At 47.0% G+C, this 23,202-nt stretch carries 13 protein-coding genes; 9 read left to right on the forward strand and 4 right to left on the reverse strand.

Annotated elements, in window-relative coordinates; translation table 11 throughout:
* The first annotated feature begins 143 nt into the window (after positions 1-143).
* Both DYE66_RS05425 and DYE66_RS05430 read left to right on the forward strand, forming a co-directional pair.
* A complete protein-coding gene (locus DYE66_RS05425) occupies positions 144-2,012 on the forward strand; it encodes an RICIN domain-containing protein (protein ID WP_003000153.1) in 1,869 nt (622 codons plus the stop codon).
* 218 nt (positions 2,013-2,230) lie between these two features.
* Complete coding sequence (locus DYE66_RS05430) at positions 2,231-3,379, forward strand: glycerate kinase family protein (RefSeq protein WP_167410119.1); 1,149 nt, start codon at positions 2,231-2,233, stop codon at positions 3,377-3,379.
* A gap of 449 nt (positions 3,380-3,828) precedes the next feature.
* On the opposite strand, the gene DYE66_RS05435 is transcribed toward DYE66_RS05430, so the two are convergent.
* From DYE66_RS05435 to DYE66_RS05450, 4 genes are all read right to left on the reverse strand, one after another.
* Complete coding sequence (locus tag DYE66_RS05435; protein WP_003000589.1) at positions 3,829-4,149, reverse strand: carboxymuconolactone decarboxylase family protein; 321 nt, start codon at positions 4,147-4,149, stop codon at positions 3,829-3,831.
* A gap of 11 nt (positions 4,150-4,160) precedes the next feature.
* Positions 4,161-4,610, reverse strand: coding sequence for a cupin domain-containing protein (locus tag DYE66_RS05440; RefSeq protein WP_002999974.1), 450 nt, complete (start codon positions 4,608-4,610; stop codon positions 4,161-4,163).
* A 274-nt stretch (positions 4,611-4,884) separates the two neighbouring features.
* Positions 4,885-5,538 carry an HAD family hydrolase gene (locus DYE66_RS05445; RefSeq protein WP_003000087.1) on the reverse strand — a complete coding sequence of 218 codons (654 nt, stop codon included), beginning with the start codon at positions 5,536-5,538 and terminating at the stop codon, positions 4,885-4,887.
* 186 nt (positions 5,539-5,724) lie between these two features.
* A complete protein-coding gene (locus DYE66_RS05450; protein ID WP_003000267.1) occupies positions 5,725-7,377 on the reverse strand; it encodes an Rqc2 family fibronectin-binding protein in 1,653 nt (550 codons plus the stop codon).
* Between the two features lie 474 nt (positions 7,378-7,851).
* On the opposite strand from DYE66_RS05450, the gene DYE66_RS05455 reads away from it, so the two are divergent.
* The 7 genes from DYE66_RS05455 to addA all read left to right on the forward strand — a co-directional run bounded on the left by DYE66_RS05455 (position 7,852) and on the right by addA (position 23,128).
* Positions 7,852-9,033, forward strand: coding sequence for a metallophosphoesterase family protein (locus DYE66_RS05455; protein ID WP_003000324.1), 1,182 nt, complete (start codon positions 7,852-7,854; stop codon positions 9,031-9,033).
* Positions 9,033-12,236 carry an AAA family ATPase gene (locus DYE66_RS05460; protein ID WP_115325010.1) on the forward strand — a complete coding sequence of 1,068 codons (3,204 nt, stop codon included), beginning with the start codon at positions 9,033-9,035 and terminating at the stop codon, positions 12,234-12,236. Before DYE66_RS05455 ends, DYE66_RS05460 begins: the two co-directional genes overlap by 1 nt.
* A gap of 633 nt (positions 12,237-12,869) precedes the next feature.
* Positions 12,870-13,874 (forward strand): tryptophan ABC transporter substrate-binding protein, encoded by a 1,005-nt coding sequence (gene trpX, locus DYE66_RS05465; RefSeq protein ID WP_003000104.1) that lies wholly within the window; start codon positions 12,870-12,872, stop codon positions 13,872-13,874.
* Between the two features lie 317 nt (positions 13,875-14,191).
* Positions 14,192-15,055, forward strand: a complete 864-nt coding sequence (locus tag DYE66_RS05470; protein ID WP_003000227.1) for an ABC transporter permease — start codon at positions 14,192-14,194, stop codon at positions 15,053-15,055.
* Positions 15,052-15,810: an ABC transporter ATP-binding protein gene (locus tag DYE66_RS05475; protein ID WP_115325011.1), complete on the forward strand. Its 759-nt coding sequence runs from the start codon at positions 15,052-15,054 to the stop codon at positions 15,808-15,810. The genes DYE66_RS05470 and DYE66_RS05475 overlap by 4 nt, the downstream gene beginning before the upstream one ends.
* Positions 15,811-16,118: 308 nt before the next feature.
* A complete protein-coding gene (rexB, locus tag DYE66_RS05480) occupies positions 16,119-19,463 on the forward strand; it encodes an ATP-dependent nuclease subunit B (protein ID WP_002999884.1) in 3,345 nt (1,114 codons plus the stop codon).
* Complete coding sequence (gene addA / locus DYE66_RS05485; protein ID WP_115325012.1) at positions 19,463-23,128, forward strand: helicase-exonuclease AddAB subunit AddA; 3,666 nt, start codon at positions 19,463-19,465, stop codon at positions 23,126-23,128. The genes rexB and addA overlap by 1 nt, the downstream gene beginning before the upstream one ends.
* The last annotated feature ends 74 nt before the right edge of the window (positions 23,129-23,202 follow it).

The raw sequence follows: 23,202 nt of genomic DNA on the forward strand, positions 1-23,202 counted from the left end.
GCGGTGTACAAACCACCCGTTTGACGGGTGGTTTTGATTTTAACCAAATTTTTGAGTAATGTTCAAAATTTTTATTATTAATACGAATATATAGGTGTAAGGAAGTTTCGCTTTCTTTCAGATTATTTTTTTGGAGGTTTCTTATGACACGAAACAAAAGGAAGATGCGCAAGCATGAACTCAAGAAACAAGCCTTTCTAGCTGGTCTCACGACTATGGCTGTGGGAGCTGTTGCTCTGTCATCGGGCTATGTTCAGGCTGATGAGCAGGTATCGTCAAGCAACCCATCATCTGATGTCAGCTTGGTTACAGGGCAGGAAGCAAATCAGACTATTTCAGATATTCAATCAAACCCTGAAAACCAGGAACAAGCTCGGGATACTACAGACAATCAAGTTCAAGCAGAGAACAAAGAACAGGCTCAAGCAACAGGTAACCAAGTGGGTCAAAGTTCGACAGATGAAAGTCAAACAGGCCTTGAATCTCATGAAATCTCGGGAACAGGCGTTCAAGCTGAATCCGAAACTGATCCGACTCAGGTTACTCCGATTGAAACGGAAGTAAATAAGGAGGCGGGTCAAGAAAATTCGACCGTTAAGCGAGCTTCGGTAGTTGCTGTTGTAGAAAGAAAAACGGCTAATACAGTATCAGCTGCGAGAGGCGATGACTATCCAGCTTACCTTAAAAATGCAGCTCCCGATAGTGTGATTGATCCGTGGAGACTTTACAATCGTGAATGCACCTCGTTTACTGCTTGGCGTTTGCAATCGGTCAATGGTTTCACTATTCCTGGAGCTTATGGTAATGGTGGCCAATGGGGCTATCGGGCACGACGGGAAGGTTATCGTGTTGACAACAATCCTGCCATTGGTTCTGTTGGATGGCTAGATGATGGTTCCTATGGACATGTTGCTTGGATTTCAAATGTCATGGGTGATAACGTTGAAATTGAGGAATATAATTATGGCTATACCCATAATTATCACAGACGGGTAGCTCATAAGAGTGCTTTCACAGGTTATATTCATTTTAAGGATTTGGCGGTAGTCTCAAAACCAAGTGATGGAAGATACGATGTAGAAAGTTTAGCACCCGCAACTGATAGGACTTTATCAGACGGGGATTACGTTATTGCATCTACCTTGGACACAAATTTTGGACTTGATATCAATGATTCAAATTTCCAAAACGGGTCTAATGTGCAACTGTCAAACAATATTTCAGACTCTAGAGCTATCTTTAATATTCACTATTTAGGCGACGGCTACTACAAGATTATTCATAAGAAGAGTGGAAAAGCTGTTGATGCAGGTGATGGTGGTAGCAAAAATGGTGCTAATATTCAACTTTATGATGATAACGGTAGTGACTATCAAAAATGGATTATCAAGCCAAGTTGGAACTCTAATTCTTTTGAAATAATTTCTAAGAAAAGTGGGTTGAATGTAGATATTACCGAAAGAAATATTTCTAACGGAACAAATATTGAGCTTTATGAGAAAACTACTAGTGGAGCTCAGCAATTTAGATTTATTTCTTTGGATAACGATGCCAAACGTACGATTGCTGATGGTGATTATCATATTGTTTCGGCCTTAGATGACAATATGGTTTTAGATGTTCCCTATAATACTTCTGAGGATAATACCCAAGTTCAGATTTTTACAAAGAAAACCGATCAAAATGATAATCAGGTATTTAAAGTCAAGTACCTTAACAATGGTTATTATTCAATTACGACTAAGACAACAAATAAGATGATTGATGATACTGGTAATGGAGCCTTTAATGGTAATAAAGTTTCCATTATTACTCCTAATGGTTCTGAGAGCCAACAATGGATTATTAGAGCCAGTGCCATCAATGGTTTCTTTGAAATCGTCTCTAAACGTAAGAATCAGGTACTAGATGTTACAGGTGCCAAGGCGAGTCCAGAAACAAAAGTACAGCTCTATGCTCGCAATAACACCAAATCCCAAGCCTGGAAATTCGTCCCTGTTAAGAAAGACTGATTCGGATAGTTTGCAGAAGGTCACTAACTAGTTGCCACTAGTTAGTGACTTTTTTCTAGGACTTATGAGGTATGTTTCTTGGATACTGGCGCTTTTTGCAATCCCTTGAAGGAATGGTCATTAGGTGTTCGCTCTTTACTGAGGCTCTATCTCAACTTCTTTTTTCCTAGCTTTTGCGCTATAATAGGGGCAAGGAAAATGTGATTGAAGGTGATGTCATGCGGATTTTATTGGCACCGGATTCCTTTAAGGAGAGCCTGTCGGCCCAAGGAGTAGCAGAGGCCTTGGCGCGTGGTTTTGAAAAGAGCCAACTGGACTGTCAGTTGGTCTCCCTGCCCCTTGGTGATGGAGGAGAAGGGACAGTTGCTGCTCTAGTGGCTAGTCTGGGAATGACCTACCAGGATCTAGAGGTTACCGGCCCCTTTGGCCAGCCTTGTCAATTGACCTATGCGGTCAAGGATGACCTGGCTTTGGTTGAAATGGCAGAGCTGGTCGGTCTGGCAAAGATTCCCCTTGACCAGAGAAATCCCCTAAGGGTTTCTACCTTTGGACTTGGTCAGCTTTTGGTCCACCTGGCTGAGGCCGGTTATAAACGGGTCATGGTTGGGGTTGGAGGTTCTGCCTCCAATGATGGTGGCCTTGGCATGGCAGCAGGTCTCGGCTATGAATTTTTTGATATCTCTGGTCACAAGCTCCAGCCCCTTGGTAGTAATCTGGAGAAGGTGGCAAGGATTTCAGATGCTGCGGTGCCTAATCAGATTAAGGAACTCGAGCTTACCCTTATTACCGATGTGACTAATCCCCTATGTGGCCCTCAGGGGGCGACCTATGTTTTTGCTGGGCAGAAGGGTCTGCCAGAGGCTGACTTCGCCAGGGTTAACCAAGCCATGCAGGCCTTTTATCAGTTGGCTAATCCAGCCATCTTTGATTTAGCTGGCGCCGGTGCTGGGGGAGGTATGGCAGCAGGGCTAGTGACCTTTGCGGGCGGTCAGCTGGTTTCAGGAATTGATGCCATTTTGGACCTCTTGGATTTTGACCAGAAGGTCAAGCAGGTGGATTTGGTCCTTGTCGGAGAAGGGCGCATGGATGGCCAGTCTTTGGCTGGCAAGGCCCCGATTGGTGTGGCTAGGCGGACACCTGCAGGAATCCCTGTCATTGCCATCTGTGGCAGTCTCAAAGATGATTCGCCCGATTTTCCTGTCGAAAATATTGTGGCGGCCTTTCCGATTATTCCTCAGCTGGATAGTTTGGAAAATACCCTGGCATCTGCTTCCCAGAATCTGGAACGCACAGCCTGCAATGTCGGCAACCTTCTGGCTCTTTCACATGGAAATAAAAGTCGTCCAATCGCTAGCAGAATTATTTAACCCCTGTTTTTGAAAGGATTACCTTTAAGCGTGACTTGAAGGGCAGACCTATCAAGTTCCTTGTAAATCTGCTCCAATTATCCTTTCAAAGTCACCCCTTTGTCAGGAGGGTCCCGTTTCACTTATTTAAAAACTTCGCCAGCTTTTGCCAGCGAAGTTTTTATATGTTCATTTTCTATCCTGATTGGTTAATACTCAATAAAAATCAAAAGTAGCCAAGGCAAGGAGCAAAGCTATCAGCCACTTTAGTGGCTTGATAGCTAACGGCAATCTCCATGGCGATTGCCTAGCTCCCTTACTAACCTCACAAAGTTGGGGAAATCGACCAACTTTGCTCTGCATCGCACGAACTGCAGACAGTACTCGGGTACGGCAAAGTGAGTTAACGATGGATAGTTTTGATTTTTGAAGAGTATAAGCAGACCTAGCTAATTGATTATCAGCCTTGGCTAGTCTGTCCAGACATCCTTGGCCAAATTGAAGGCTGCCCAAGCTTTGGGCCAACCAGCATAGAAGGCGATGTGCGTGATGCTAGCGGCGATTTCTTCCTTGGTTACCCCATTGTTCTTGGCATTTTGCAGATGGTAGATAAGGGATGAATCGGTGATGCCAGAAGCAATCAGGGTTGTCACGGTTAGGAGACAACGGGTTTTGAGGTCAATGGCCTCAATATTCCAATTTTCACCAAAAAGAATATCATCATTGAAATGGGCAAAGTCGGGAGCGAAATCTCCCAAGCGGTCACGCCCAGCAGTTTGTTTAATGGTCATAAGTGCCTCCTCTATTTTTCGAATTGACTGAGAGCCTGATAGTCCTTATCTGGAACTTCTTCCAGCCAGACATTTTCCGTATCTTGACCAGGGACAGCGATGGCAATGTGGCTGAACCAAGAATCGGCCTTGGCTCCATGCCAGTGCTTGACATTGGCTGGAATGATAACTAGGGAACCTTCTTTGAGCTCGACAGGATCTTTGCCATCTTCTTGATACCAACCTTCACCAGCGGTACAGATGAGGACTTGGCCACCTCCTTGAGTCGCCTTGTGGACATGCCAGTTGTTGCGGCAGCCAGGTTCAAAGGTAACATTGTGGAAGGCCAGACCTCCGTCCTCAGTTGCCCCAAGATTTTTGAGGTAGGATTGACCGATGAAGAACTGGGCAAAGGCCTCGTTACTATCTCCTAGGCCAAAGGCATTGGCCTTGTCAAAAGCTTCTTTACTTGCGTATTTCATAGTATACCTCCTAATTGCCTTTATTTTAGTCCTAATCCTTGAGAATTGCAACTCTTGGATGGATAGGAACTAAGATGCAGAGAAAATTAATATGGACGAAGTGGCAAGTACCGACAGTAAAGTATCAGGCGATCCGAAGTCAATAAATTAGGGAGTTTTGATTGATGTCTAAAAAGCCACAGAAAGTCGGAACTTTTTGTGACTTGGAAATTTTATAGGGGCTCTTTTAAAATAATAGATTTTTGGAGGCGAGGTATGGGCCTCTTAGATAATTTTAATCTAAAAGAATTTTCTTTAATGCCTTGAAATCCTTGGCGATGGCTAGGGCGCCAGCTTCTTCCAATTCCTTGCGACTGCTAAAGCCGAGCAACAGACCAATAGCGGGAAGGCCGTTGGCTTTGGCACCTTCTACATCATGCTTGCGGTCGCCAACCATGACACAGGTCTTAGGGTCGCTGATGTCTGCACTTTTCAGAGCGTGGGCGATAACTTGGGACTTTTGTGCCCGACTGTCGTCTAGGCTAGCCCCAGCAATGACGGTAAAGTAGGTGCTGAGTCCAAAGTAATCTAGAATCTTTTTGACGAAGATTTCAGGCTTGGAAGAGGCAACCAGAAGGGTCTTTCCAACGGTCTTAAGGTCGCTGAGGAGGTCGCTAACACCTGGCAGGACTTGATTTTCCTTCCAGCCTTTATCGGCGAAATAGTGACGATAGTAGCCAATAGCTTCCTGACTCTGCGATTGCGAGAGCCCACAGAATTCTTGGAAGGATTGGCTCAGAGGTGGGCCGATGAATTTCTTAAGGAGGCTCTTGGCTGGCAGGGGGAGTCCCATTTGCTGGAAAGCATAGGTCAGGCTGTTAATGATACCAACTTGGGAATCTGTCAAGGTTCCATCTAGGTCAAAAATAATGGTTTGGTAGTTTGTCATTGTTTTTTAAAGTTTTGAAGATTAGGAGACCACCCGAAAGTGGCGGTTGCTTTTAGACTGAGCCAACTTGTCTGGAAGACTGAAGAAAGGCCAACTGACTTTGGCATAGTTTTGGTTTTCTGGTTAGGAAGTTAGATGATTTCAGTTTGCCCTTTGGAAACTTTTCCTTGGTTGAGATGCCTTAGTTTACTTAATTTTCATGCCTTGGATTTTTTCCTCGTCAGGGGTTACGCGTAGGGTCTTCTGACCGGTGTAGGTAACGAAGCCAGGCTTGGCCCCGCTGGGTTTGTGGAGCTTCTTATTATCAATCATATCGACCTGAACCAAATTGGAGAGCCTAGCCTTGGAATAGTAGGCGGCCAGTTCGGCGGCATCGGTCTTGACTTGGTCGGAAGGTTCTAGGTTGTCCTTGATGATGACATGACTGCCAGGAATGTCCTTGGCGTGAAACCAGAGTTCCCCCTTTTTGGCCATCTTGAAGGTCAGCTCCTCATTTTGCAGATTGTTGCGGCCAACCATGATGATGGTCTTGCCATCGCTAGCCAGATACTGCTCGGGTTTCTTACGTTTCTGGCGTTTATCCTGCTTGCGCCGCCGAATAAAGCCAGTCTCCACCAACTCTTCACGGATTTCTGCAATTTCATCCAGAGAGGCTTGAGAGAGGGCGGTTTCCACCGACTCTAGGTAGGAAATGGTTTGCTTGGTCTCTTCAATCAAGCCCTTGAGGTGTTTGACAGCCTCCTTGAGTTTTTGGTATTTTTTGAAATACTTCTGAGCATTTTGACTGGGGCTGAGGCTGACATCCAGGGCGATGGTCAGTTTTTCTCCTGTGTAGTAATTGTCCAGCTGAACCTGGTCCTTATTGTTGGGAACCAGATTGAGGTAGGTGGTTAGGAGTTCGCCCTTCTGGCGGAAGCTTTCAGCCTTTTCAGTTGCAGCCAGTTCTTTTTCTTGCTTGACTAGCTTCTTTTTATTTTTTTCCAGGTCGTTTTGGACACGGTGGATGAGGTCGCTGGCCTGTTGGGCGACACGGTCTCGCTCGGCCTTGTCCTGATAGTAGAAGTCCATAAGCTCAGACAGGCTGGCAAAGTCCTTCTGGCTGTCACTAAAGGCGACAGGAGCGAAACTTTTCTCTGTTAGGCTGGGCTGGCAGGATTGATTAAAGAAGGCTCGGAAGTTTTTGAGCCTATCTGCTTGTAGATGGCTAGCTAACTCTTGAGCGGTATCCCGTCCCAAACCTTGAAAGAGTTTTTGCAGGCTTTTGGGACTGAGGTCTTGCGTTTGCAGGATTTCAAAGAGACGACCTTCCTGAGCTTCAAAGGGATTGAGGGCGTCGGTCTTGGGTGGGGCGACATAGGTCGAGCCAGGCAAGATGGTCCGATAGCTATTTTGCGAAAAGCCGACATGCTTGATGGACTCAATAATCTTGCCCTCAGACTTGTCCAGAAGAATAATATTGCTATGCTTACCCATGATTTCGACCATGAGGGCCACCTTGATTTGGTCACCAATTTCATTTTTATTGGAAATGGTCAGCTCTAAAATGCGGTCATTTTCCACTTGCTTGAGTCCTTCAATCACAGCCCCCTGCAGGTATTTGCGCATAATCATGGTATAGGTGTTGGGATTCTGCGGATTTTGAAAATCGGCCTTGGTTACCTGAACTCGGCCAAAAACAGGGTGGGCTGAGAGGAGGAGCTTATAATTCTGACGATTGTTGCGGATGGTCAGAACCAGCTCCCTTTCAAAGGGCTGATTGACCTTCTGAATGCGCCCGTAAAGAATTTCTTCGCGCAGTTCTTGGGTTAAATAATGTAAGAAAAAGCCATCGAATGACATGTCTTGGTTTCCTCATCTTTTCTTGAAATGTGCTTCCCTTATTATAGCATAGAAGGCCCACAGAACCACCATTAGGGCACGTCCTAGCATGAGGCCAGTCTTCATTTTTGAAATTATACTCTTCGAAAACCAAAATTTACCGTCGTTAACTCACTTTGCTGTACTTACTGAGGAAAGCAAAGCTTTCCTATTTCCAACCTCAAAAGGTCTCCCAGACCTTTTGAGCTGCCTGCAGTTCGTGCGACACCTCACAAAGTTGGTCAATTTCACCAACTTTGTGAGGTTAGTAAGGGAGTTAGGCAATTGCTATGGAGAATGTCGTTTGACATCAGTCACTTTAGTGACTTGATGTCATTGCTCCTTGCCTCGGCTAATTTCGATTTTCATTGAGATTACTAACAGAAATGACAGTTGTTAGTTTAAAAACTTCCATTTCTTTGTTATAATGACTTTAGTAGAAATTGGAGTAGTGCAATGAAACTTTTACATACTGCTGACTGGCACATCGGTCGTCAGCTTAATTCTAATGGCATCAGCCTCTTGGATGACCAGACTTATGTTTTGGAGCAAATCATCGACTTGGCCAAGAAGGAAGCCGTCGATGGGGTCATTATCGCTGGTGACCTCTATGATCGAGGGTTACCGCCTGTTGAGGCTGTCAGCCTCTTCAACCAGACCCTCAACCGTCTGCTCTTTGAGGCGGGAATTCCTGTCTACGCTATTACGGGAAACCACGATTCGGCCAAGCGCTTGGAGTTTGGTCAGGAATTTTTCAGGCGCCAGGGCTTTCATTTAGTTTCAAGGCTGGCAGATAGTTTTCAACCTATCGAGCTGGAGGGGTTGCAGATTTTTCTTCTTCCTTTTATTGACCCCATTGATGCTAGGGTTTACTATCAGGATAGCGATCTTTCGACCATGGATGGGGTGATGCGACGGATTATCGCCGATATGAAAGAGCAGTTTAATCCCGCTAAAAAACAGATTCTAGTCACCCATTTTGCAGTTAGTAAGGGGGCGGACGATAGTGATTTGCGCCAGAAGATGCTGTCGGAAACGACTCGGATGGTTGGCGGTTTGACAACTCTGACTAGTGATCTCTTCGCGGATTTTGCTTACGTGGCCCTAGGCCATATTCACACCCGCTATGCTTCACCGACCGAGACGGTTGCCTATAGTGGCAGTCCCTTGATTTTCAACAAGGATGAAGCCAAGCGCAAGGACGTTAAGGGGGTCTACCTGCTGGACATTTCGGATGGGGCCATCCAAAAGACCTTCCATCCCCTCAAGCCCTACAAGGACTTTTACGTTTTGGAGGCTCCCTATCAGGAGCTTTTGCAGCAGGTTTTTTATGACAAATACCCAAGGAAAAAAGCGCGTTTTGCCTTTGATATTCTAGTGGAGGAGCGAAAGGATTTGGAGGGCATCAATGTTCGATTCCAATTGGAGGAAATCTATGGACAAGAAATCATTGATTTGCGAATTAAGGAAACCAAGGCCAAGCCGAAGATGAAACGAGCTAGCTTTAATTCTAGTCAGTCGCAACTAGCCGAGGACCAGTTGATTGCAGACTTCTTTTCAGAGATGACAGGAGGAGACCAGTTGACGGCCTATCAAAAATCTCTGGTCGAGGAACTATTAGGAAAGGGGGAAGCCTGATGAGACCCATTCGGATTGAAATGACCAATTTTGGCCCCTACCGTCAGGAGATCTTAGATTTTTCTAGGCTTGATGAGTCTAACCTTTTTCTAATTAGTGGCCGAACGGGAGCAGGTAAGTCCAGTATTTTTGATGCTATGACCTACGCCCTCTACGACAAGACTTCCAGCGACCGACCTGTTAATGAGTTGCGCTCAACCTTTGCTAGCCTCAAGGATCCTAGAACTAGGGTAGTTTTCTATTTTGAACACCACAACCAGCTCTACCGCTTGGAGCGAGAATTGGATTTGAAACCCCGAAAGGGTCTGGATCGGGGCAAGGGAATTGGGACCAGCAAGGCCAGCCTGTCCGTTGTTGATAAGGTTGACGGGATAGAGCTGGATAAATTAGCTGGCAAGCCCAAGGAGACCAACCAGGCCGTTGTTGATCTTCTGGGTCTGACTAGTGAGCAGTTTAAACAGATTATTTTGTTGCCACAATACCAGTTCAGCCAGTTTCTCAAGTCGCCGACCAGTGAGAAAATTCCAATTCTGCGACAGATTTTTGGCACCCAGGTCTTTGCTAAATTTGAGGATGATTTGGCTCAGAAATGGTCCCAAGCTAGGCAGGAGCAAAGCCAATTACAAGCGAAATTGGATGGCCACTTCACTAGTCAAATTTGGACAGAGGAAGAAAGAGAGGCCTTTACTGAGGCAACGAGTGACCAGCGACTGGCATTGGCCCAAGAAAGACACCAGTATTATCAAGATGCTTTAGCCAAAGCCAAGCAGGAAAAGACTGAGGCTGAAAAAGCGACCAGACAAGCAGACCAAGCCTACCAGACAGCCCAAAAGCTGGATGGTCAGTTTCAGGAGCGCCAGGCCCAGGAGGCCCGTTATCAAACCGAAATTTTGGAACAGGCTGAAGCTTACCAGCAAAAGCAAGAAAAACTGGCCCAATTAGATTTTGCGAACAGCCTGGCCGATTTGGTCAAGGAAGAGCTGGCCAAGCAAGCGGCTGTAGGGGACCTAGAAAAAAGGATAGCCGACTTGCAGGATGACTTGGCTGAGCGTCAAGAAAAGCAGGCACCACTTGAAAAGCGACTGAGTCACTTGCAGGCTCAAGAAAGTCAGCAGGAAAAGGCTCAGGAAGACATTGAAAATCTGACCCTGTCCCTAAATAGTGCTCAAACCCTCGCTAAGGTCCAGGCTGATTTAAAAACAACTAAGGCCAGCCTGGAAAAATTAGCCAGAGACCAAGCAGGCTTGTCTGAGCGGGAGCAGGAAGTCAAGCAGGCTCGGACTCAGATTGAAGCTGATCTGGTTTCTGACCGGGAATTATTAGATTTGAAAAAACTTCTCCAGAAAGTTCAAGACCTAGTTGATAGTGACCTGACAAAAGGTTTGCAAAAATTGGTGGACCTGCAGGCAGACAGGCAAGAGCTTTCTGACCAAAGGGAGGCCAGCCTTGAGCATTTAGCAGGACTTGAAGCAGACCTAGCTGACCTCCAGGCTCGGCTGAAGGAAATCAAGCGGGACCAGCTCAAATTGATGGTGGCCAAGCTCCAAGCCGAATTAGAAGAAGGTAGTCCCTGCCCTGTCTGTGGCTCCTTGGATCATCCAGGAAGCAAGGCTGAGCTGGTTGATGAAAGTGCTCTGGTCAACCTCTCCCAGGAAGTAGAGGAATTAGAGACCAAACTTGCTAGCCAGCAGGAAGCCTTCCAAACCCAGCAAGTTGAGGTTAGCCAAATAGCTAGTCAATTAGCTGACAAGGAAAAGGCTAGCCAAGAGCAAAGAGAGCTCCTAGAAACCGATTACCAGAGCCTACAGGATGTGACCGCCACCTACTTGAGTGGCTTCATCTGGGAAAAATCTTATTCGCATCAAATCGGTCAGGGCGTAAAGGAAAAGCTGGCTCACGTCTATCAAGAGCGTTTTGACCAAAGAAGTCAGCAGGACCAAAAGCTGGAAGAACTGTCCCATGACTTGGCCAAATTAGAGCAGGACCAGCAAAATGGCCAAGAGAAGATGGCTAGTTTATCAGGTCAATTTAAAACACTGGAACAGAGTCAAGGCCAGATTCTTGAGGCCAATCCAATCCTCGAGGAGCCAGCCTATTATGAGAGGGAGATAGCCCAATGCAAGGCTTCCTATCAGGCCTTCCGTCAGGAGTTTGAAAGTTGTCAGAAGCAAGTGGCAGCTGGCAAGGAAGTCTTGTCTAGTCTTCAAGGTCGCTTAGCCAGTCAGACTGAAAGCTTGCAGGCCAATCAGTCAGACTTGGAAATTTTGAGCGGGAAACTTAAAGCCAGTCTGGCTGCCCCTGAAGCTCTGACCCATGAGCGCTCTGAACTTGATGACTGGTTGGCTGACTTAGCGACTGGTCAAGCAGTAGCGCTACAAACCTGGCTAACCAAGTATCAGCAAAATAAGGAGTTTCTGGACTCCAGTTTAGCTGAGCTTAACCAAGTCTTGCTTGGGCAAGAAGAGCCAGACCTGATGGCTCTGACCCAGCAAAAGGAAGAAGCAGACTTGGCCCTGACCCAGGCCTCCAATCAAGAGGCCCTGGCACAGCGTCAGCTCCATCAGGTTAGCCAGCTGGTAGCTAAAATTGAGGAGCTTCTGACTGAGGCTGGTCACCATTTGGAAGAATTTAGCCAGCTGACCCAGCTCAAAAACATTATTAGCGGAACGGAGACCGGCCGTCAGCGTCTCAAGCTGGAGACCTATGTCATTCAGGCCTACCTGGAAGAGATTCTGACCTATGCCAATGACCACTATATCGGTCTTCTCAGCAACCAGCAGTTTGAATTTTTAATTGGCAAAGAAGGGGCTGGTAACAGCCAGTCGGGTCTGGAAATTAACATTTACGACAGGGCCAACAATAAAGAATTGCCCGCCTCCTCCCTATCAGGCGGTGAGACCTTTATTGCCTCCCTAGCTATTGCCCTCTCCTTATCGGAAGTTGTGCAAAATACTAGTAATGGGGCCCTAGTGGAAACCCTCCTTATTGATGAAGGTTTCGGTTCCTTGGACGAGGAGACCCTGGACAAGGCCATCACTGTTCTGGAGCAGATTGGTCAAAATCGCCTGGTCGGTGTCATCAGCCACGTCAAGGAAATGAAAGAGACCATTCAGCAGCAGGTCCTGATTGAAAAGAGGAGCGATGGTTCCAGCCGGATAGAGATGAAGGTGGATGAGATAGAGGTGGAGTCGGATGCTAGCTAGACCTGACCCTTGGCTTACTTTGGAGCCTAGCTAAAAGATTTTGCCACTTTGTCAAATTTTCTGAAAATTTATCTTGACAGCCCTTGCAAAACGGGTATAATATTACTAAACAGAAAAGTAAGTGGCTCGGACTTTCAGGGAGCTTGTGGTTATTGGAAACAAGCAGTCGGGGCTTTCTGAAATTGGGCTGTTTGAAGGACTTGCCACTTGAGTTGACCAGTCAAGAATTGAGGATAAGCAATAGTCCTCGGGTTTAGCACACCGTATCCTGCTAATCGTTGTTAGACGATCTAGAGATGAAAAGACGGTTGTCTTAGTCTTTTCAAATGAGGTGGCACCGCGTGGACTACGCCCTCACATTCCTTTGGGAATGTGGGGGCTTTTTTCTGCTAACCTCAGAGCCTTGGCTGGGTTTAATCAGTGTTTTCACTTGCTGATTATCAATAGAATAGGTTGGCAAGTCTTGACAGAAGGAGAGAGACGAAAGCTAGGACGAGTTTTCCCCTATTTCTGAAAGGGGGCTCAAGAGCTTCTTACTCTTGGTGGTCCAGCCAATTTCTGGGCTTGCGGTCAGGTCACTTGTCTTCACCAGCTTACTTTTTGTTTTCTACTTTAATCTCGAGGAGGTTTCCTATGAAAAACAAGCGTTTGTGGGCAGTTTTGTCCCTCTTAATTATCTTCACCCTGGCCTGTGTGGGTCATGACCAATGGCATTTGGGACAAAAAAGCCAAGGCAATCGCACGGTCAAGGTCGGGGTGCTCCAATATGTGACCCACGAAGCCTTGGATGAAATCTATGCTGGCATCAAGGATGAATTGGCTAAGGAAGGCTATTCTGGTGACCGAGTGAAGATTCAATTTCTCAATGCCGAAGGCGACCAATCCAAGATTGCGACCATGAGTAAGCAATTGGCTGATGGCCACAATGATGTTCTGATTGGAATTGCAACGCCAGCAGCTCAGGGTCTGGCCAATGCCAGCAAGGATACCCCAGTAGTTATGGGTGCTATCAGTGACCCAATTGGTGCCAAGCTGGTCACCAATCTCAAGCATCCGACTGGTAATGTTACAGGTACCTCCAATCAGGTGCCCATCGCTGATGCTGTGAAATTAATTCAGACCGTCACACCGCAGACCAAGACCGTTGGCATTCTCTACGCCAGCAGTGAGGATAATTCGGTTTCCCAGGTCAAGAATTTCAGTAAGGCGGCTCAAAAAGCAGGCCTCAAGGTTAAGACTTATGCCGTCCCATCGACCAATGAGATTACCACGACCATGAATGTCATCAGTAAGGAAGTGGATGCCCTCTGGATTCCTCAGGACAATACCATCGCTTCGGCCTTTACGACCGTCGTTTCCATTGCTAATAGTAATAAGTTACCTATTTATCCAAGTGTCGATACCATGCTCAAGGAAGGTGGCCTGGCTTCGGTTTATCAAAGTCAGCATCAATTAGGTGTGGAGACCGGTAAGATTGCCGTGCAAATTCTTAAGGGCAAAAAGGTAGCCGACATTCCGGTCAAGGTTGTCGATACTGGCAGTCCAGCTGTCAACCTCAAGGTGGCTCAACAATTAGGCGTGACGATTCCAGATTCGGTCCTCAAGGATGCTAAGAAATCTGGATTGGTGATTAAATAAAGATGCAAAGGGTGTTAAAAAAGCCGTATGAAAATAGGGAAGGGACAGAAAATCAGGATTTTCTAGGATATTCATCTTTTTCACTAGGCTTTTAGCCCGTGCTCAATTAACAAGATACCACGGACAAAGTCACTCTATGATTTTTTTCTTAGAGTGACTACGAAAACTTCTATTGAAGTTTTCTATGTTCCTGACTAACTCCGCTAAAGCAATGTCATCGATTGCTTTAGCTTCGTGTCGCCACCGAACTTAGGTGTTCTCTAGGTTACTAGTATCGACCGACCAATATAAACGTCGCAATGACAAGGAGAAAATATATGGTTTCAACAATTTCACAAGGCCTCTTGTGGGCTGTTCTGGGGATTGGGATTTACCTGACCTTTAGGATTCTTGATTTCCCCGATATGACAACAGAAGGGAGCTTCCCTTTGGGGGGAGCGGTAGCGGTTACCCTGATAACTCAGGGAATTAATCCCTTCCTAGCTACTTTAGCAGCGGTGGGAGCTGGCTGTCTGGCTGGGTTCGCAACGGGTCTCCTCTATACTAGGGGCAAGATTCCGACGATTTTGGCGGGGATTCTGGTCATGACCTCCTGTAACTCAATTATGCTTATGGTTATGGGGCGCTCAAATCTGGGGCTCCTCAATCGTAAGCTTCTCCAGGATTTCCTACCCTTTAGCAAGGAGCTAAATCTTCTCATTTTAGGGACGATGGTAGTTATTTTGGTCATTCTCTTGATTATCTTCTTTCTCAATACCCGTCTGGGTCAGGCCTATATTGCCACAGGGGACAATCGGGAAATGGCTCGGAGCTTCGGCATTAACACGGATAATATGGAGTTGATGGGGCTGGTCGTTTCCAATGGCATTATCGCCCTATCTGGTGCCCTGGTCAGCCAGCAGGATGGCTACGCCGATGTCTCCAAGGGAATTGGGGTCATTGTCATCGGCCTGGCCAGCATCATCATCGGTGAGGTCATGTTTGCCAATTTGACCATGTTGGAGCGTTTTATCGCTATCATGATTGGCTCGGTCCTCTATCAAATTCTGATTTGGGCAGTGGTGGCTCTTGGTTTCAACACCAACTACCTCAAGCTCTTTAGTGCGCTGATTTTGGCCATCTTCCTAATTGTGCCAAGGTTCAAGGAAAAATTCTTCAAGGGGGTTAGGTTATCACGATGACAAAAATTGTAGAATTAAAAGATGCCACCGTCACCGTCAGCAATGGTTACGATGCTGACAAGACCATATTGGATGCGGTCAATCTGGACATTTACGAGCACGATTTCATCACCATCCTTGGCGGTAATGGGGCTGGGAAATCCACCCTCTTTAATGTGATTGCGGGAACCCTCATGCTGACCTCAGGTTTCATCCATATCTTAGGCGAGGATGTGACCCACCTTCCTGCTCAAAAACGGGCCAAATATCTGGCTCGGGTTTTTCAAGACCCTAAAATGGGTACGGCTCCGCGGATGACTGTGGCTGAGAATCTTCTCATTGCCAAGTACCGTGGCGAAAGTCGGGGTCTGGTTCCGCGCAAGATTCATGACTTCCGAGATGATTTCCAGAAGCTGATTGCTCAGATTGGTAATGGTTTGGATAAGCATCTAGATACCCCAACAGGCTTTCTCTCAGGTGGGCAACGCCAGGCCCTCAGCCTCCTGATGGCTACTGTCAAACGGCCTGATTTGCTCCTCTTGGACGAGCACACTGCAGCCCTGGACCCCAAGACCAGCCAGTCCTTGATGGCGCTGACCGACAAAATCATGGAGCGGGACCGCTTGACTGGGCTCATGATTACCCACCATATGGAGGATGCGCTCAAGTATGGCAATCGTCTGATTGTCATGAAGGACGGCCAAATCATCCAAGATTTGGACCAAGAGGCTAAGAGCCAAATGGCCCTCAGCGACTACTATGCCTTTTTTGAATAGATAGAAGCCAGCTCGGAGAACGGGCTGGTTATACTCTTCAAAAATCAAAACTATCCATCGTTAACTCACCTTGCCGTACCCAAGTACTGCCTGCAGTTCGTTGCCTTGGCTATTTTTGATTTTTATTGAGTATTAGGGAGTGTTAATTGGAAGGCCGGCTCTGGGACAAGGCGAACTTGACTCATAACTTTGATTTGTCTTGCGAACTTGAATATAGAATTGTAGAGGCAGAGCCTGTGCTCAAGCCTCTTTTTATGTTACTCACTATGTTATAATAATAACTAGTAAATCCTTTTTTGGAGGAAGGTATGCGACTACTTTATACCGATATTCGAAATCATTTGACAGACCAACTGGCCGGGCTGGCGCAAGACTATGCTCGGGCTGGCCACCGTGTTTTTTATATTGCTCCAAATTCCCTCTCTTTTGAAAAGGAGCGCCGTGTTTTGGAGACCCTAAAGGATAAGGCCTCCTTCAATATTACCATCACCCGCTTTGCCCAGATGGCCCGCTATTTTGTCCTCAATGATGTGTCTGATAAAAAGCCTGTGACCGAGACAGGTCTGGCCATGATTTTCTTTCGGGTCCTGTCTCAGTTTAAAGAGGGGGACTTGAAAATTTACGGCAGTCTTGCCAAAGACCCGAATTTTATTCAGCAATTGGTGGACCTCTACCAGGAAATGCAAAGGTCAAATCTGACCATTAGTGACTTGGCGGATTTGGAGTCGGAGGTCAAGTATCAGGATCTCTTGACCATTTTTTCTGCCTTTTATCAGCTTCTTCAAGAGGACAATTTTGAATCGCAAACCAAGATTGCCCAATTTTTAGAGCATGTCAATAGTGGACAATTGGACCAGGATTTGCAAAATCTTGTGGTTATTGTCGATGGCTTTAGCCGCTTTTCTGCTGAAGAAGAAGCCTTGGTGACCGCTCTGCATGACAGAGAGGTGGAAATTGTCATCGGCACCTATGCCAGTCAAAAGGCCTTTAAATCCAGTTTTCTAGCCGGCAATCTCTATCAGGCCAATGTCGAATTTCTCCTAGATTTGGGGCAAAAATTTGCCGTTAGAGCTCAGGTCCTGGGGGAAAGGCAAGAGGACAGCCTAAGTCGTTTGTCGGCCCTTCTGGAGGCTAAGCGAGATTTCTCAAGCGACCTCCCTGAAATTTCCCAAGAGGACAAGCAGGCCCTGACTATCTGGGAGGTTGTTAACCAGAAGGAAGAGGTTGAAGCAGTCGCCCGCTCCATTCGCAATCTGCTCAATCAAGGGGTCCGCTATAAGGACATTCTCCTTTTGTTGGGAGATGTAGAGGCCTATCAATTGCAGATTGCCAAGACCTTCTCCAAGTACGAGATTCCCTACTATCTGGGGAAGGAAGAGGCCATGAGTCATCACCCCCTGGTTAATTTTGTTGAGAGTTTAATGCGGATTAAGCGCTATAATTTTCGAGCCAAAGACTTGCTGAATTTGCTCAAATCAGGTCTCTTCAAGGATTTGATGAATTTGGACATTGATAAATTCGAACAATATGTCAGGTTCGCCGACATCAAGGGACAGGCCAAATTTAGCAAGGACTTCACGGTCAATCGGGAGGCAGGTCTTGATGACGAGGGTCAGGTCATTGAAAAGTATGACCTGGTAAGGCTCAATCAAATTCGGCGAGCTGTGATGACACCCTTGCTAGAGCTTTTTTCCAGCCGCTCCCTGTTGGGAAGCAGCCTTTTGACCAAGAAGTTTCTGCCCTTCTTAGAGGCTATTGACCTACCAGCTAATATGGCCCAACTGGCCAAGGGCCAAAATCAAGCGGGACTGGAAAGAGAAGAAGAGGTTTGGCAGTCCTTTTGTGATCTCTTAGAGCAGATGGATGACATCTTTGGAGGGACCAAACTATCCCTGGATGACTTTTTAGCCCTTCTGGGGCAAGGCATGATGGCTGCCAATTTCAAGCTGGTACCAGCGACCTTGGATGTGGTTAATATCAAGGACTATAAGCTGATTGAGCCCCACTCTAGCCCCTATGTCTTTGCCTTAGGGATGACTGCTAGTAACTTTCCTCGTCTCAGTCAGACGACTGGTTTGTTGACTGATGAGGAACGCCAGCAGATTAATGAAACCCTAGCTAGCCAAGACCGTCAAGGCCATTTTGAAATTAGTGGCCAGGAGGAAGTCAAGAAGTTCCATGCCGTTATGATTTCCTTGGTCAATTCGGCTAGCCAGTCCTTGGTCCTATCGGCTCCACAAATCTCTGCCGATAGTCAGGACCAGCTATCGCCCTACTTGCAAGACCTGGTGGACTTGGGCTTTGAACCAATTCTTAAGAAGCCAGCCGGATTTGCCTCCCAACCAACGGATTTAGGGACCTACAAGGCTCTCCTGTCAAGGATTATTGAGGCCAACCAGCTCAGTCAGAATCAAGACCTGGATAAGGAACAGACGACTTTCTGGTCGGTCATGGTTAGGCGCTTGCGCCAGAAGCTAAAAGAAGTTGACCTAGCTATCCCAACTATCAGCCAGGACTTGACGGTTGAGCCTCTTTCTCAGGAGACCTTGGATTTGCTTTATCCTGCCGACCAGCCCTTAAAATTGTCCGCTTCCAGTCTAACGACCTTCTATAACAACCAATATGGCTATTTCTTACAGAAGGTTTTGAATTTGCAGGAGGAGGATTCCATCCATCCTGATTTCCGCCAACACGGGATTTATCTGCACCGAGTCTTTGAAAGACTGATGAGTAAACTGGATGACAGTTCCAATTTTGACCAACTCTTGAGTCGAACACTAAGCCAGGTCAACCAAGAAGAGGCCTTCCAACAGGTATATTCCTATGACCAAGAGGCCCAATTTTCTCGGGAAATTCTTGAAGGTATTGCCCAGGCCATGACTCATATCTTGCGCGATAATCACTTGGTCCAGGTCCTGGACAAGGCTCAGGCCAGGCATTATTTGGGCCAGAGGAATTGGCAGAAAACACCTGCCCAGCAGAAGGCTCTGGAATTGGGTTTTAATCTCCAGCTTCCTCTAGGGCAGGAGCGAAAATTGGAAATCCGCGGCCAGATTGACCGTCTGGACCAACTCAGTAGCTCAGAAAGTCCTAATCTAGGTGTGGTTGACTACAAGTCTGGGGACAAGAAATTTAGCCTAGAAGAATTCTACAACGGCCTTAGTCCGCAACTTTTAACCTATATCTTGGCCATCAGGGAATCCATGCCCCAGGATTATCAGGCCCAGGTATTTGGAGCAGGTTACCTGCATTTGCAAAATCCTGAACTTAAATTTAGTGAAGTCGCTAGTTTGGGTCAGAGTCTGGACAAGTTTGATAAGGCCTTTCGCTATCAGGGGCTTTATGCCAAAGAGGTGGCTAGTCAGCTCAAGCCCTACTTCAATACGCATGCCAGCAAGGTCTTTAGTCGGGAGGAAATGGATCTGCTTTTGGACTATACCAAGGTCCTCTATCAGGAGGCAGCCAGGACCATCCTGTCAGGTCGTTTTGCCATCAATCCCTACACCAAGGATCGTCGCTCGGTTGAGGGACAGCAATTTAAGACCATTACCGGCTTTGAGGCCGATCGTCATATGCGCTATGCTAGAGCGTTGGTCAAGGATAGTCGTGACCAACTTTTAGAAAGAATGAAAGAGCAAGGAGGTGAGGCCTGATGGGCTTTCCAGCATTTTTAAGTTTTGCGGAAATTGAGAAACTAAAAGAGCAAGAGCCCGAGTTGGCCAAGGAGCAGGAGCGTCTGCCTCGAACCCCTGAACAAATTCAGGCCATCTACAGCAATGGGACGAATATTCTGGTTTCTGCTTCAGCCGGGTCTGGGAAGACCTTCGTCATGGTTGAGCGCATCCTCGATCGTCTCAAACGGGGAGACAGCATCAATCAGCTCTTCATTTCGACCTTTACGGTCAAGGCGGCAGGAGAGCTCAAGGAAAGACTGGAAAAGAAGCTGACGCAAGAAATTGCGGCCACTTCCGACCTGACCTTGAAACAACATTTATCAGAGCAGCTGGCCAATCTAGCCACGGCCGATATTGGAACCATGGATGCCTTTAGTCAGAAGTTAGTCAACACCTATGGCTATAGCCTGGGAATTTCACCCAATTTTCGTATCCTGCAGGACCAAAGCGAGCAGGCCAGTTTGAAAAAAGAAGTCTATGATGACCTCTTTGCCTCCTACATGGCAGGTACTGAGGGTCAGACCTTTAGGAGGCTGGTCCGCAATTTTATCGGTAGGGGCAAGGACTCCAAAGGCTTTCGTAGCCTAGTGGACAGTATCTACCAATTTAGCCAGTCTACCGCTAATCCAAAGAACTGGTTAGAAGACGTTCTACTTAAGTCTTATCAGGAAGACGTCCCCAGTCAGGCTAATCGTTTTCTAGCTTCCTATATCAAGGGCCAGGGCCTGATGGTCAAGCTTGACCAGGCTGAGAAATTTTTCAAAAATCAGCTAGAGATTGCCCAAGGAGAATTCCAGAAGAAGACAAAGGCGACAGACAATATGGCGACTTTGCTTGAGATTCTGGCGAGAATGGACCTTAAGGGTGACCTAGAGCGATCCCGCCAGGATTTAGCAGCCTTAAAAACCATTAGCGAGGGTCGTAAGCTGACCCTGTCTGCTGCTGGCAAGGATGAAAATTGGAAGACCTTTGCCAAGGCCTATAATGAGGAGCGCAAGCGATTCCTAGAACCGTTTTTGAAGCTAGAGCAGCTTCTCAATCCCCTAGACTTGTTGACAGAATTTCAGCCAGACCTGCTTGAGCTACTGGAACTTCTGCGTGATTTTGTCCTTGATTATGGGCAACAGTATCTGGAAAAAAAGAAGGCCGAGGCTGCCTTTGAATTCTCCGATATTGCCCATCTGGCCATCGAAATCCTGGAAGCCAGTCCTGAAATTTGCCAGCTCTACCAGGCTAGATACCAGGAAATCATGGTCGATGAATACCAAGACAACAACCATATGCAAGAGCGCCTGCTGGATCTCCTATCGAATGGCCACAATCGCTTTATGGTAGGGGATGTTAAGCAATCCATCTATCGCTTTCGCCAGGCTGACCCCAATATTTTTCAGGCCAAGTTTGCAGCCTATGACCAAATAGACAACTTCCAAGCTGACAAGAGCCAGGGGCTCCTAGTCTTGCTCAAGGAAAATTTCCGCAGCCATCTGGAAGTTTTGGAGACCAGCAATGCCGTCTTTAGTCGCCTCATGGACCAAGATATTGGTGAATTAGTCTATGACCAGAGTCACTTCCTCAAGGCAGGCAATGCCCAGAAATCAAGCCCTATCCCTGAAAATCAAACCCAGGTCCTCATCTATGATGAGACTCAGGCTGAACCAGATGAAGAGACAGACATTCAAGATCCAGGCGACATCAGGCTGGTTGCCCAAGAAATTATCCGTCTCCATCGCGAGGAGGGCGTGGCCTTTGACCAGATTGCCCTCTTGGTCTCTGCCAGAACCAGAAACGACCAAATTCTCTCGACTCTCAAGACCTACGGCATTCCTGTTGTTTCAGAAGACACAGGAGGCCACTATCTCCAGGCCCTGGAAGTCATGGTTATGCTGGAGACCCTGAGAACCATCAATAATCCTTTGCAAGACCAGTCTCTAGTTGCCCTACTCAAGTCGCCCATGTTTAACTTTGGAGAGGACCTCTTGACGAGAATTGCTCTCCAGGCTAAGTTTGGCAATTTTTATGACAAGCTCCTCTTAGCCTTGGACGGAACTGGGGACAACCCCCAAGTGATTAATAGCCAGTCTCGTGAAAAAATCGAGGCCTTTGATCAGGTCCTAAGATCCTGGCGTAAGTTTGCCAAAAGCAGCAGTCTCCACGATTTGATTTGGAAGATTTACGAGGATAAGTTTTACTATGATTATGTTGGTGCCCTCAGCGATGGCCAACAAAGGCAGGCTAACCTCTTTGCCCTGACCTTGCGGGCTGACCAGTTTGAGCAGTCGGGCTTTAAGGGCCTACCGCGCTTCATCAATATGATTGATCGGACGCTGGCCAATGACAAGGATTTGGCTGACGTTGAGGTGGCGCTCCCCAAGGATGCCGTCCAACTCTTGACCATCCACCAGAGTAAGGGGCTGGAGTTTCCTTATGTCTTTGTCCTGAATCTGCACAAATCTTTCAATAAGCAAGATGAGCAAAAGAAGGCTGTTCTCAATCGGGAGTGTGGTCTGGGCATTCGTTACGTGGCCAATCTGGCTGAGCGCTTTCCTCAAGAGCAGTATCAGCAGGTCAAGCTTTCTTTTGATACCTTCCCTTTTATTCTCAATCAGCAGGCCCTCCATCGAGCTGATTTATCTGAACAGATGCGCAAACTCTATGTGGCTATGACAAGGGCCGAGACCAGACTTTATCTGGTTGGTCAGGGCAGTCAGGAAAAATTAAAGGGCAAGTATGAAGATTATCGCGACCAAGAACGCCTAGCCCTGGCTGGACGGGAGCAGTGGACTAATTTCCAAGATTGGTTCCTGGCCCTGAAAGAAAGTTTCCCAGAAGATGACTTATCCTTTGAGCTAAGATTTGTCGGTCCAGAAGATTTGCAAGATCTAAGCCCTCTTGAGGCTAGTTTGCCCATGGATGTGGACGATCAGGCTCATAATCGCCAATCGGATAACATCAAGCAGGCCCTAGATGCCTTGGAAGCTGTTGAAGAGCTCAATCATCGATACCAGGCGGCTATCAATCTGCCAACCGTTCGAACACCCAGCCAAATTAAGAAATTCTACCAGCCTGTCATGGAGGATCAGGGCCTGGATATTATGGAAAAACGGATTCTGGAGCCTAAATTTGACCTGCCAAGCTTTGGAAAAGAGTCGCGGGTGACAGGAGCAGCAATCGGTTCTGCCACCCATGAGCTCATGCAGCGACTGCCTATCAGACCTGACATCAGCTTGGCTGACCTGCGGGAAGCCTTGAAGCTGGTGCAGGCAGAGCCTGCCGTCAAAAAGCGACTCAAGCTGGACAAGCTCCTGAAATTCTTCCGCCATCATCCTTTGGGACAGGAAATCATGAGTCAGGGTGACAAGTTGGTCAGAGAAGCTCCCTTCGCCATGCTCTTTGAAGACCGGGACTCACATGAAGATATGGTCATTCGTGGGATTGTGGATGGTTATATCCGCTATGCCGACCACATTGTCCTCTTTGACTACAAGACCGACCGTTATCAAGATCCAGCCCAGCTGGTGCGACGTTACAAGGACCAAATGGATCTCTACGCCCGAGCCCTCCATAAATCCTTTGATGAGCTTAGGGTCGACAAGTACTTAATTTTACTGGGCGGAGACGAGGTTCTGGTCGAGCGGTTGGATTGAAACCGGCACTAATTTGCTCTAGCATCCAGAGTCCCTAAGTATCTCCTTGGCAGACCAAGGCGAAATTATTAGAA

This window comes from Streptococcus downei MFe28 (assembly GCF_900459175.1).
Taxonomy (GTDB): Bacteria; Bacillota; Bacilli; order Lactobacillales; family Streptococcaceae; genus Streptococcus; species Streptococcus downei.